The sequence below is a fragment of the Arthrobacter sp. NPDC055585 genome (assembly GCF_053619115.1).
The window spans coordinates 86,734-99,314 of the sequence record NZ_JBSHIT010000001.1; the positions used below are offsets into that span (position 1 = coordinate 86,734).

12 protein-coding genes are annotated in these 12,581 nt (G+C 66.8%); 5 read left to right on the forward strand and 7 right to left on the reverse strand.

The genetic code is table 11. The features are described from left to right. Positions 1-485: 485 nt before the first annotated feature. The 6 genes from ACWGQ2_RS00380 to ACWGQ2_RS00405 all read right to left on the reverse strand — a co-directional run bounded on the left by ACWGQ2_RS00380 (position 486) and on the right by ACWGQ2_RS00405 (position 4,639). Complete coding sequence (locus tag ACWGQ2_RS00380; RefSeq protein ID WP_452014454.1) at positions 486-1,550, reverse strand: adenylate/guanylate cyclase domain-containing protein; 1,065 nt, start codon at positions 1,548-1,550, stop codon at positions 486-488. A 70-nt stretch (positions 1,551-1,620) separates the two neighbouring features. Further along, complete coding sequence (locus tag ACWGQ2_RS00385) at positions 1,621-2,184, reverse strand: PH domain-containing protein (RefSeq protein ID WP_452013108.1); 564 nt, start codon at positions 2,182-2,184, stop codon at positions 1,621-1,623. A gap of 31 nt (positions 2,185-2,215) precedes the next feature. After that, on the reverse strand, positions 2,216-3,103 hold the full coding sequence (locus ACWGQ2_RS00390; RefSeq protein ID WP_452013111.1) for a biotin--[acetyl-CoA-carboxylase] ligase: 888 nt from the start codon (positions 3,101-3,103) through the stop codon (positions 2,216-2,218). Between the two features lie 79 nt (positions 3,104-3,182). Next, positions 3,183-4,031: an SDR family oxidoreductase gene (locus ACWGQ2_RS00395; protein ID WP_452013114.1), complete on the reverse strand. Its 849-nt coding sequence runs from the start codon at positions 4,029-4,031 to the stop codon at positions 3,183-3,185. A gap of 82 nt (positions 4,032-4,113) precedes the next feature. Next, positions 4,114-4,413 carry a hypothetical protein gene (locus tag ACWGQ2_RS00400; RefSeq protein WP_452013117.1) on the reverse strand — a complete coding sequence of 100 codons (300 nt, stop codon included), beginning with the start codon at positions 4,411-4,413 and terminating at the stop codon, positions 4,114-4,116. Then, on the reverse strand, positions 4,358-4,639 hold the full coding sequence (locus tag ACWGQ2_RS00405; RefSeq protein WP_452013120.1) for a hypothetical protein: 282 nt from the start codon (positions 4,637-4,639) through the stop codon (positions 4,358-4,360). The genes ACWGQ2_RS00400 and ACWGQ2_RS00405 overlap by 56 nt, the downstream gene beginning before the upstream one ends. A 691-nt stretch (positions 4,640-5,330) precedes the next feature. On the opposite strand from ACWGQ2_RS00405, the gene ACWGQ2_RS00410 reads away from it, so the two are divergent. The 5 genes from ACWGQ2_RS00410 (at position 5,331) to ACWGQ2_RS00430 (ending at position 11,318) form a co-directional block, all read left to right on the forward strand. Then, complete coding sequence (locus ACWGQ2_RS00410; RefSeq protein ID WP_452013123.1) at positions 5,331-6,926, forward strand: acyl-CoA carboxylase subunit beta; 1,596 nt, start codon at positions 5,331-5,333, stop codon at positions 6,924-6,926. Beyond that, on the forward strand, positions 6,923-7,198 hold the full coding sequence (locus ACWGQ2_RS00415; RefSeq protein WP_452013126.1) for an acyl-CoA carboxylase subunit epsilon: 276 nt from the start codon (positions 6,923-6,925) through the stop codon (positions 7,196-7,198). Before ACWGQ2_RS00410 ends, ACWGQ2_RS00415 begins: the two co-directional genes overlap by 4 nt. Positions 7,199-7,216: 18 nt before the next feature. Further along, positions 7,217-8,935 carry a DUF885 domain-containing protein gene (locus ACWGQ2_RS00420; protein WP_452013129.1) on the forward strand — a complete coding sequence of 573 codons (1,719 nt, stop codon included), beginning with the start codon at positions 7,217-7,219 and terminating at the stop codon, positions 8,933-8,935. A gap of 334 nt (positions 8,936-9,269) precedes the next feature. Beyond that, on the forward strand, positions 9,270-10,610 hold the full coding sequence (locus ACWGQ2_RS00425; protein ID WP_452014456.1) for a dicarboxylate/amino acid:cation symporter: 1,341 nt from the start codon (positions 9,270-9,272) through the stop codon (positions 10,608-10,610). 84 nt (positions 10,611-10,694) lie between these two features. Beyond that, the gene (locus ACWGQ2_RS00430; RefSeq protein ID WP_452013132.1) at positions 10,695-11,318 is read left to right on the forward strand and encodes a Maf family protein; all 624 of its coding nucleotides are present in this window, start codon (positions 10,695-10,697) and stop codon (positions 11,316-11,318) included. Positions 11,319-11,503: 185 nt separating this feature from the next. On the opposite strand, the gene ACWGQ2_RS00435 is transcribed toward ACWGQ2_RS00430, so the two are convergent. Continuing rightward, a complete protein-coding gene (locus ACWGQ2_RS00435; protein ID WP_452013134.1) occupies positions 11,504-12,469 on the reverse strand; it encodes a hypothetical protein in 966 nt (321 codons plus the stop codon). Positions 12,470-12,581: the final 112 nt, after the last annotated feature.

Here is a 12,581-nt window from a genome sequence, read left to right on the forward strand (position 1 = left end):
GCCGGGCCGCGGCGCAATCGCTCCGGATTGGGAGAAATCGGACGCCGCGTACCGGCCGAAAACTCCCAAACCGGAGCGATCGTCTTCCAAACGGGCGGCGGCGCGGCCGGGACCAATAGCTGCGACGCCTACCCTTTATCCGGGCTGGCCCGACGGTCCCTCATCCGGGCCGGCCGGCGCCCGTGCGGCACCCCTGGCACCGGGGTTTCCATCCTGTGGGGCGATACCGCTGTATAGGGTCCTCCGTCGAACTCCTGTGCTGCGATAACGTCCCTCTGAACCCGGGAAAGCGACGATATTGCAGCACAGGATGAACAGGCCCACCTCAAAGCGGCGGTATTGCGACACAGGATGCCCCAACACGGCCCAGCCCCGCCCAAACCGGCCCGGCCCCGGCGCAGCACCAAACCGACCAGCCCGGTCCCACACTGCGGCCGAGCCGCGGCGTGACCTGCACCCTGGCCGCAGCAGGTTTCGAAAAGAACCTAGTCCAGAACCAGGCCGGGGCCGGTGCCGCGGGCCAGGGTCACCGGGTGGATTTCCCCAAATCCGCGCACATTCCGCGGGGAATGCGGGATCAGGATAAAGCGCTCGTTGTTGCGCAGGGCCGCAGCAGTGGAGGCATCCGTGAGGACCGTGCCGGGCTCAGCCAGGGAGGTCAGTCGCGAGGCCAGGTTTACCGTGGGCCCGTAGATGTCCCCGAGGCGGGAGAGCACCCGGCCCCACACCATGGCCACCCGGGCCGACGGCAGGAGCTCGTCCTCGGTGAAGGCCTTGGCCAGCGCCAGGGAAATCTCCGCCCCGGCTTCCGGAGTCTCCGCGTTGAACAGGACTTCGTCGCCGATCGTCTTCACCAGGCGGCCGCCGCCCACGGAGATAATCTCGGAGCACTTGTGCTCGAAGCGCTGCACCATCTGCGCCAGGGTCTTCTCGTTCATCTGGCGGGAGAGGCTGGTGTAGGACACCAGATCGGCAAAGCCGACGGCGCGTGCCAGCGGCAGCGGGTTGTCATCGGTGTCCGAGTCGTGGCTGGCGAGGCCGGCTTCGGCCCGCAGCGCCAGCCGCTGGACGGCGGCGTTCAGCTGCCTCTTCCAGGCGTAGACCAGCGTCTTTTCCAGGGGTTCAATCAGGTCCGGCAGGGCGGCGACGAGCCGCTTGCGTGCCTCGGCGTCGGTAATTCCGCGCTGGACCACCATTTCCTCGACCAGCGCTTCGATCTGCCAGACGACCATCCGGTCCGTCATCTGCCCGATCGACCGCATGATGGAGATGGCGGCTTCCTCGGTCAGGCGTTCTTCGCGGACCAGTTCGATCACGGTGCTCAGGGCATCCCGGTCGGCTTCGGTGAAGAACACGGCGTCGTCGTCGAGGTTCGGGAAACCCATGGCACGCCAGAGCTTGCGGGCCGACAGCAGTGAAACCCCGGCCCCGGCCGCGGCTTCACGCCGCTTCAGCGTTCGGGGCCCGCCGATGAGCTGGGCTTCCAGCCGGCGGACGTCTTCACGGTCGATTGCCCCGGAACCTTCCGGCACCACGGGTTTGTCCGGCATCGGCACTGCGTTCATCGACAGCGTCAGCGGCTCGGGCTCGGCGGCACCATCGGGTGCGTCCTGGCCCTGCTCACTCATCGGTGCTCCATTCGTCGTCGTAGCCCGCGCTTCCTTCAATATCTACACCATCGAACATAACGGTCATTGGCAGGTCTTCTATGGTGGCCAACACAATTGACTTGAACCTGTGCACTTCCGGCACCGACGGGTAATCGATGATCCGGCCGCGGCCCAGGTCGATGCGCAGGGTGCCTGCACGCTGCAGGCGCTGGGCAATCCCCTGCCGCGCCTCCAGCTGGTAGATCGAGGCGAGCGGCAGGTCATGCTCGCGCCGGCGCAGCACTCCCCTGCGGTGGATCATCCGGCGGTTGGTGAGCACATACCGGGTGGCATTCCAGCGCAGCACCGCAGGCAGGCAGAAGCGCAGGAGGACCAACAGCACCAGAACAACGACGGCGGGAGCCAGCAGGGGCGTCCATTCCGCCAGCGAGGCCGGTACGGTGTCCCGGCTGAGGTAGCCGAGGGCGAAACCGCCGAGAGCGCACGCAGCAGCAGCCAGCAGCACCGGTCCCGCCAACGGACCCGCGTGCGGCCGGGCCGCCACGATCACCTGTTCCCCCGGCTCCAGCCTCATCCGCACCGGAATCCGGCGGATCGAAGAGTCTTCATGCCTGCGCGGGCCTCAGGTGAACGACGTCGGCAGCCGTGACGGTGCGCCGCTCCCCGGCCTCCGCATCCACAACCACCAGGCCTCCGTAAGCATCCAGTTCCACGGCCCGGCCGGTCAGCTGCCCTCCGCCGGGAAGCTCGGCACGGACCTGCTGGCCCAGCGTGAGCATGCGTCCGGCGACCCGGTCCCGCAGGCTCCCGCCGCCTGGCCAGGGAGCCAGCGCATCGCCGTCGACGGAGCAGAAGGCACGGTAGTCCTCGGCCAGCTGCAGCAGATAGTCCTGCAGCAGGACGTTCCGGTCGGTGGTGGAGGCGTACTCCATCAGCAGGCTGGTCGCGGTGGGAACCGGCTGGTCCTCGTCCGTCAGGGAGACGTTCAGGCCGGTGCCGACCACCACTGCGGGCGGGTTGCCTGACGTCTCGGGCACCAACTGGGCCAGGACACCTGCCAGTTTCCGTCCGTCCACGAGCACGTCGTTCGGCCACTTCAACCGGGGTTCGACGCCGGTGCGCGCCGCCACACTCTTGGTCAGGGACAGCGCGGCCAGCAGGGACAGCCAGCCGTAGGACTGGGTGGGCAGGGGCCGGCCTTGGGCATTTACCGGGCGCAGCAGGACGCTGACAAAAAGCGAGGAGCGTTCCGGCGCCTGCCAGGCACGGCCCAGCCGGCCGCGGCCGGCGGTCTGCAGCTCTGCGGTGAGCACGGACAGGTCCGGGTACTGCGAAGGAACCAGCCGGGCGGCGTCGGCCAGGTCAGTGTTGGTGGAGCCGGTTTCGGCGACGACGTCCAGCCGGGCCAGCGGGCCCTCCGGGGCTACGAGGCGGCTCTGGAGACGCTCCGGTTCCAAGGGCGGACGCTCCATGCTGGAGTAGTGCAGGTGCATGGTTCCGATCTTACGCGTCCCCTCCCCCGGAGCCCTGTGGCCCGGCATCCGGCAGCCCTGGGCGGGCCAGCCGGTTTGGTTACAGGAAGAAATCGGCCATCAGTTTGTCTTCGGGCGCACCCAGGCTGTACCTGGTGAAGTCGCTGACGCCCTCCTGGCGCAGCACCTCTTCATCCGTGTAGAAGTTGCCGGTCGCTTCCCGCCCGGAGCGGGTGAGGATGGCGTGCGCGGCGTCGGCCATAATGTCCGCGCTGCGGGAGACACGGGCCAGTTCCGAACCGCCGGGCATGTTCCGGATGGCAGCGGTGTCGATCGACGTGCACGGCCACAGCGAGTTCACACCGATCCCGTCCTTTTTCAGCTCCTCCGCGAGGCCGAGGGTGGTAAGTGACATGCCGTATTTGGCCACCGTGTAGGCGAGGTAGCTTCCGGCCCACTTCGGGTCCAGGTTCAGCGGCGGGGAAAGCGTCAGGATGTGCGCGTTGTCCGATTCCCGCAGTGCCGGCAGCGCGGTCTTGGAGAGCAGGAACGTGCCGCGGGCGTTGATGTCCTGCATCAGGTCATAGCTCTTCATGGTTACGTCGTCGGTTTTCCGCAGGTCGATCGCGGAGGCGTTGTTGAGCACGATGTCGATGCCCCCGAAGTGCTCCACGGTCGCCGCCACAGCGTTGGCGACGTCTTCGTCGCGGCGCACGTCGCCGATGATCGGCAGGGCCTTGCCGCCTGCAGCTTCGAGCTGTTCGGCCGCCGTGTACACAGTGCCTTCCAGCTTCGGGTGGGGCTCAGCGGTCTTGGCGAGCATCGCAATGTTGGCGCCGTCGGCAGCGGCTCGGAGCGCGATGGCCAGCCCGATTCCCCGGCTGCCGCCGGACATAAGGATGGTGCGCCCGGCCAGCGAACGCGAAGAAGTTGGTGTGTTCGAAGTCATACGGACAGGGTAATGCACCCGCGGGAAAAATGTTACTGGCCAGTAACATCCGCGGGTGCACTACCTCAGCGGTGCGGGTTTTCTAGCTGTGGTTGCCCCTGGGGCGCATTGTCAGTGCCAGTACGGCAGCACCGGCGATCAGCGCACCAAGACCCAGCACCATCACGCCGGCAGAGGACGAGGTGCCCTCGGTGCCGGTGTAGGCAAGAGCCGTCTGAGTGCTGCAGGGACGGGCCGGGTCAGTTGCCCCGGCGCCCGGCACGGTTCCGGCGCCGGGTACGGTTCCGGCGGCACCGGCACCCGGATCAGCATTTCCCTGCCCGGCATTAGGACAGATGCAGGACGGGAAGGAAGTGCCTGGCGTGGGGGTTGTGGTGTCCACTGGCGCGGCTGTCCCGGTCGGGGTCCCGGTATCCGTGGGAGTCGGCCCCGGCGTGGTCGGTGTCGGCCCCGGCGTGGTCGGTGTCGGCCCGGGGGTGGTTGGTGTCGGCTCCGGCGTGGTCGGAGTCGGCCCCGGCGTGGTCGGCGTCGGCTCCGGTGTAGTGGGTGTTGGCGTCGGTGTTGGCGTAGTCGGCGTGGGTGTCGGTGTTGGCGTCGGCGTCGGGCACGGCGGCTGCACGCAGTTGTTGGCGAGGATGGCCTTGTAGGCGTCATCCTGCCACCGCGCGCTGCCCTCATACCCCTCGAACGGCGGAATGATGTCCTCGGGATGCGAGTCGTGCCCTTGCTTCAGGATCGACGACGGGTCCGTCCTAATGAGGACGTAGGGATTAGAGGCCGACGACGTCGCGTGGCAGAAAGCGATGTTCTTGCCCGGAGGCGCACCGACCTGAGCCGGAACGGCACCCTGCGCGGGTGCAGCAACGCCAACTAGCAGCAGCCCAAAGACAGCCGCTAAGGAAAGAAGATATACCCGGAAGAGACGGATTCTGTGCATGGACTGCTCCTTGTGCTCGCGTGCACTGCCTGTTCAGAAAGGGGTGAGGAGGCTGGGTTGCTGAGCCGAGACTACGTGCGCCTGCAGGGGCCGGACAGAGTAATTGAGCGGACTGATCCAAGTAATACGAAGAATGCTGCGGGTGGATGGCCCGGCACCCGGGTGTCAACCCGCGGGGCCGCTTTTCGTCCTGCCAAGGCTCAGGGACACAAATTGTAGGTTTCCTACACCCGGCATGCGTGTTGACGCTCACTAGACTGGGTGAATCGCCCGCAGGCTTGTAAGAAACCTACTGAAGCCGCCGTGTGGCGCCCCGGATGGCGATCCGCCTGCCATTCCTCAGAACCAGCACCGGAGAGTAAATGAGCATCGACCAGGACATCGATCTGCAGACAACCGCCGGGAAGATCGCCGACTTCCGGCGCCGCCAGGCGCAGGCCCAGATTCCCTCCGGCGCCGCTGCAGTCGAAAAGCAGCATGCCCGCGGCAAGCACACCGCCCGCGAGCGCATTGACCTGCTCCTGGACGAAGGCTCGTTCGTTGAATTCGATGCCCTGGCCGTCCACCGTTCCACTGCGTTTGGAATGGAAAAGAAGAAGCCCCTCGGCGACGGTCTGGTTTCCGGCTACGGCACCGTGGACGGACGTCCGGTGGCGGTCTACAGCCAGGACTTCACGGTGTACGGCGGCTCCCTCAGCCAGGTCAACGGCGAGAAGATCGTCAAGGTTCAGGAGTTCGCGCTGCGCAACGGCTGCCCCGTGGTTGGCATCCTGGACGGCGGCGGAGCCCGCATCCAGGAGGGTGTTGCCTCGCTGGCGATGTTCGCCGATATCTTCCGCAACAATGTCCACGCGTCCGGCGTCGTACCCCAGATCTCACTGATCATGGGCCCCTCCGCCGGCGGCGCCGCCTACTCCCCCGCGCTCACCGACTACGTGGTGATGGTGGACAAGACCTCCCACATGTTCATCACCGGACCGGACGTCATCAAGACCGTCACCGGCGAGGACGTGGACATGGAAACCCTCGGCGGCGCGCGGCAGCACAACGCCACCACCGGCACCTCCACCTACCTCGCCTCCGACGAAGAGGACGCCGTTGACTTTGTCCGCGAGCTGCTGGATTTCCTGCCCAGCAACAACCTCGCTGAAGCGCCGCTGGCGCCCTTCGCGCAGGAAGAAGAAACCAACGACGGCGACCTGGCCCTCGATGAGCTGATCCCGGACTCCGCAAACCAGCCCTATGACATGCGGACCGTGATCGAGCAGGTCGTGGACGACGGTCACTTCCTGGAGATGCAGGCCCTGTACGCACCGAACGTCATCATCGGCTACGGGCGGCTGGAAGGGCACACCGTGGGCGTCGTCGCCAACCAGCCCATGCAGTTCGCCGGCACCCTGGACATCGCCGCTTCGGAGAAGGCCGCACGGTTTGTGCGCAACTGCGACGCGTTCAACATCCCCATCCTCACCTTCGTGGACGTGCCCGGCTTCCTGCCCGGCAAGGACCAGGAATTCAACGGCATCATCCGCCGCGGCGCCAAGCTGCTCTACGCCTATGCGGAGGCCACGGTTCCCAAGCTGACCGTGATCACCCGCAAGGCCTACGGCGGCGCGTACATTGTCATGGGCTCCAAGAAGCTCGGCGCGGACCTGAACCTGGCCTGGCCCACCGCGCAGATCGGCGTGATGGGTGCCCAGGGCGCCGTGAATATCCTCTACCGCAGCCAGCTCGCAGCCGCAGCAGCCGAGGGCCGCGACGTCGAAGAAGTCCGCCAGGACTACATCACCGCCTATGAAGAGGAACTGCTGAACCCGTACCAGTCGGCCGAGCTGGGCTATGTGGACGCCGTCATTGCGCCGTCCGAAACCCGGCTCCAGCTGATCCGCGGGCTGCGGGTGATGCGCGAGAAACGCGCCACCCTGCCGCACAAGAAGCACGGGAACATTCCGCTGTGAGCGTCTTCGACTACGCCCCCGAACCGGCTGCACCGGCTGTTCCTGCCGAACCGTTCCTGCAGGTCCTCTCCGGCAACCCCACGGAGGAGGAACTGGCGGCGCTTACCGCCGTCGTTATTGGCCTGGGAGCCGCTGCCCCGGGTGCCGGCCTGCCGCCCGGAACCTCCCGGGCGCTGGACCCCGCACGCACCCGCAGGGCGTGGACGCGGCGCCGTGCGCTGAGCCTGCAGCCGGCACCCGGTCCGGGCTCCTGGCGGCGCAGCTACCGCTGACACGCTACGCTCGGACGTGTGACTGAACAGACAACCTCATCAGATAACCTGTCCAACGCCGGCTCGCGCACCCCCACTGCGATTGACGCCGTCGCCGAAGCTTTCACGGAGAATCTGCTCACGCTGGATCCGTCCTTTGCCACCACTCTGGGCATTCCGGGCCACGAAACTGAGTACGCCGACTACTCCCCCGCAGGCCTTGAATCCATGGCCGAAGCAATGCGGGAGACCCTCGAGCGCCTTGAGGACCTCCAGCCCGCGGACGACGTCGACCGCGTAACCCTGGACGCCATGCGCGAGCGGCTGGGCCTGGCCCTGGAGATCCACGATTCCGGCTGGGACCTGGCCGACCTGAACAACATCGCCTCCCCAGCGCAGGACATCCGCGCCATCTTCGACCTCATGCCCACGGACACCGTGGAAGCCTGGGAGCACATTTGCGGCCGCCTGCATAACCTGCCCGACGCCGTCGCCGGGTACATCACCTCGCTGCGCAGCGGCGCGGAACAGGACCGCGTTGCCGCCCGCCGCCAGGTTCAGATCGTCATGGAACAGGCCGCAAAGTACGCCGAAGACGGCGGTTTCTTTGACTCCTTCACTTCCGGCGCCAAGCTGGGCGACGGCTCCGCGCTGCCCGAGCAGCTGCAGGCCGCACTGAAGGAAAACGCCGACGGCGCCCGCGCCGCCTACCGCTCACTGGTCAGCTTCCTGGAAAGCGAACTGCTGCCCGTGGCTCCCGAGAAGGACGCGGTCGGCGCAGAGCGCTACGCGCTGTTCTCCCGGCAGTTCCTCGGCTCGGCCGTGGACCTGGAAGAGACCTATGCCTGGGGCGTGGCGGAGCTGGACCGCATCATCGCCGAGCAGGAGCAGGTGGCGAACCAGATCAAGGAAGGCGCCTCCGTCCGCGAAGCCATGGACCTGCTCGACGCCGACCCCGAGCGGCAGCTGCACGGCACCGCCGAGCTGCAGGCCTGGATGCAGGAACTCTCCGACCGCGCCGTCGCCGAGCTCTCCGAAACGCACTTCGACATCACCGGCCCGATGCGCCGCCTTGAGTGCATGATCGCCCCCACCAATGAGGGCGGCATCTACTACACCGGCCCCTCGGACGACTTCTCCCGCCCGGGCCGCATGTGGTGGTCCGTTCCCGAGGGCGAGGACACCTTCACCACGTGGAAGGAAACCACCACGGTCTACCACGAGGGCGTTCCCGGCCACCACCTGCAGATCGCCACGGCTACCGCCGCCCGCGACACGCTGAACAGCTGGCGCCGCAACGTCTGCTGGGTCTCCGGCCACGGCGAAGGCTGGGCACTCTACGCCGAGCGGCTGATGGAGGAACTGGGCTACCTCTCGGACCCCGGAGACCGGATGGGCATGCTGGACGCCCAGCGCATGCGTGCCGCCCGTGTGGTCTTCGACATCGGCGTCCACCTGGAGCTCGAAATCCCGGAGCGCTGGGGATCGGGCACCTGGACCCCGGAGAAGGGCTACGACTTCCTGAAGCAGAACATTGCCATCTCCGAGGGACAGCTGAACTTCGAGTTCACCCGCTACCTTGGCTGGCCGGGACAGGCACCGGCGTACAAGCTGGGCCAGCGGCTCTGGGAGCAGATCCGGGACGAAGTGCGCAGCCGCGAAGGTGACGCCTACGACGCGCGGACCTTCCACACCCGCGCCCTGCGCCTGGGCTCGGTGGGCCTGGACACCCTGCGCCGGGCACTGCTGGAAAACTAAGCTCCGCAGACGCCCGGCCGGATTTTCCGGCCGGGCGTTTTGCTGCCCTTGGGGATGCGGAGATAGGACAATCGTCACAACCGCCTGCGGGAATAAGAGCGGACATCCGCGGCCCTGCGCCACAGAACCCGGTTTTGGCGCGGATTCTCAAGGACGCACCCTCCAGCCGCGTGTAACATTTCGCAATCTCAAAACGGCTCTGGTAAGTGAACCCGTCTAGCATCAACGGGTGACATCACCACAGACCCCCACACAGTCCCCCGCCGCAGCCGAGACCCGGCGCAGGCTTCCACGCTGGGCCACCTCGTTTGGCCCGCAGATCATTGCAGCCCTGCTGATCGGCCTCGGCCTGGGCCTGCTGGCCAAGAACATGGGCACCGTGGACGGCGAGCCCAACTGGCTCACCGCCACGCTCTCGACCATTGGCTCGAGCTACGTCTCGCTGCTGAAGGCCGCCGTCGTCCCCCTGATCTTCACCGCCGTCGTCAGTTCCATCGCCAACCTGCGCCAGGTCTCCAACGCCGCGCGGCTGGCCTGGCAGACGCTGCTCTGGTTCGCCATCACCGCGCTGATCGCCGTTGCGATCGGCATTGCGCTTGGTGTTCTCCTGCAGCCCGGCGCCAACGCTGATGCCACCGCACCGGACGGGTACGACGGCGGCACCGGCAGCTGGATCGGGTTCCTCACCGGCCTGATCCCGGGCAACTTCCTGGGCCTGACCGCCTCCACCAGCGAAACCCTCACCACCACGCTGAACTTCAACGTGCTGCAGGTACTGGTCATCGCCATCGCCGTCGGCATCGCTGCCCTGAAGGTCGGCAAGCCCGCTGCACCGTTCCTGGCACTGAACGCCTCCGCCCTGGCCGTCATCCAGAAGGTCCTGTGGTGGATCATCCGGCTGGCCCCGCTGGGTACCGTTGGCCTGATCGGCCGCGCCGTAGCCACGTACGGCTGGGACACCATCGGCTCGCTGGGCACCTTCACACTGGCCATCTACCTGGGCCTGGCCCTGGTGCTGTTTGTGGTCTACCCCGTGCTGATCAAGGCCCACGGCCTCTCGGTGCGCCAGTGGTTCTCCGGCGCCTGGCCTGCCATCCAGCTTGGCTTCGTCTCCCGCTCCTCCGTGGGCACCCTGCCGCTGACGCAGCGGGTCACCGAGCGGAACCTCGGCGTTCCCCGCGCCTACGCGTCCTTCTCCGTGCCGCTGGGGGCCACCACCAAGATGGACGGCTGCGCCGCAATCTACCCGGCCATCGCTGCGATCTTCGTGGCACAGTTCTTCGGCATTGAGCTGAACATCGGGCAGTACCTGCTCATCGCCGTCGTCGCCGTCCTGGGCTCCGCGGCAACTGCCGGCACCACCGGCGCCGTCGTCATGCTGACCCTGACGCTCTCCACCCTTGGCCTGCCGCTCGAAGGCGTGGCACTGCTGCTCGCCGTCGACCCGATCCTGGACATGGGACGCACCGCAGTGAACGTTGCCGGCCAGACTGTAGTGCCGACGATCGTCGCCAAGCGCAACGGCCTGCTGCAGCCCGAGCTGTACGACGCCAAGCGCAACGGCGACCCGTTCGATGACGATTCGGACACGGTTACCCCGGATTCGTCCGAACTTCCGTCACAGGAGGAAACTTCTTCCACTACCGCTTCTGCGGGAGCTGCGAACAGAGGGTAAGGTTTTCTCTGCTCGCACTTATCTGAGAACGGCCGTCCCACTGCTGGGGCGGCCGTTCTTCGTTTGCCCACTAGGCTGGGAAGCGTGACTGAACTGATTCTCGCCTCCGCTTCCCCGGCCCGCACCAAACTCCTCACCAACGCCGGCATTGCCCACCGTGTGCTGGTTTCCGACGTCGATGAAGATGCGGTAACCGCCCGCTACGGCCTCACTGACCCGCACGACACCGCACTGCTGCTGGCCCGGGCCAAGGCCGAAGCCGTGGCCTCGCTCCCCGAATCCGAGGGCGCACTGGTGCTTGGCTGCGATTCGGTGTTCGAGTTCCAGGGCGAGGCGCACGGCAAGCCGTGGGAGGCCGACGTCGCCCGCGAACGGATCCGCCGGATGAGCGGAAACGTTGGGGTGCTGCATACCGGCCACTGGCTGGTTGACTGCCGCGACACTGATGAGGACGGCTCCGGCGCCACCCTGGGTGCGGTCAGCTCGGCCGAGGTCCACTTTGCCAAGCTGCTCGATGATGAGATCGAGGCCTACATTGCGACCGGTGAACCGCTGGAGGTGGCTGGCTCCTTCACGATCGATTCCCTGGGCGGGGCCTTCATCGAGAAGGTTGTTGGGGATCCGCACGCCGTGGTGGGCCTTTCGGTATCCACCCTGCGTCACCTGCTGGCCAGCGCCGGCGTGGGCGTGACCTCGCTCTGGAAGTAAGTCCGGGGTCCGGAGGGGCAGCGGGAGCGTGGCCGGCTGCGGGCAACTTTCGGGGAGGTAACGTCGCTTGGCGTCCCGTGCAGTCAACTCTCGGTGAGATAACGTCGCTTAGCTCAGCCCTTAACTGCGACAACTCACCGAAGGTTCAGGCGCAGGGTTTCCAAAGTGCAGTATCTCCCCGAAGGTTATGGACTAGCTGAGCGCGTCCAGCCACCCAGCTTCAGGCCACGTGCAACCTTTCCGGCCACCCATCCGGAGCCCCGGCGCATGTCCAGGGCGGACACCTTCACCTGATACCAGCCAAGCTCGCTCACCAGGAGGTCCCGGTTGTGGTCGCGGAGCTGCTGTTCACGGGTCAAGTGATGCTCGCCGTCGTACTCCACACAGGTCCGGAACTCCGGGCAGCCCAAATCAGACCAGATAACCGGCCGCCCCGCGCTGTCCAGCAGCGCAAAGTTGGGGTGGCAGGCGGGCAGCCCGGCGGCGTGCAGCAGAAGCCTGAGGTACGTCTCGGGCGGCGAATCGACACCGACGCACAGCAGCTCCAGAGCCTGGCGTGCAGCACGGATCCCAGGGCTTCCTCCCCAAGCCAGGACGCGGTCTCTGAGCTCGACCAGGGAAACAACCGCAGTCCGTGGCCTGCCGTAGCTGCGGCCGTGCTCTGAAACCAGCCAGTCCCCGGCTGCTACCAATGCGGGAAGCGGTAATAGACGTGCGAGATCAAACCATGTGCGGGCCGGGGACGTGGCGCTGAGTCCCTGTTGGAAAAGCACCACATCCTCGGCCGAAAGGGCCAGTCGATGGCACCGTACATTCCTACGTCGGGCTGCTGGCTTCTCCGGGGCACGCGCCAAATGCAGCACCGGTTCGGCGCGGTACGCCGCCGGCAGCGGGATTCCGTGCAGGAGCGCCGCCGATGTATGGCTGAGGACAGCATCCGGCAGCAGCTGGAGGTACGGCCGGGCCCGGGCCGCCAGCTCGGCAGGCCCACCGGCAACACCACCGTCCGATGCCCGCGGCACCCGGATCCCCCGGCTCGGAATCCGCAGGTCTGAGGCACGCAGCCGCCCCACTGTCAGCCCCATCTGCAGCGCATCAGCGGCCAGGAACGGCTCAGAGAACGACGGCGGAAGCGGCTCGGGAGGGCGCATCCCCCTGTTTTACCGGTAAGGCGGCACACGCACCTGCGTTATCCACAGACACAAACAGGTCCAGGCCGGGGACGCCCTTTGTAGGGTCCCCACAACGAAAGCCGCCGCCCCA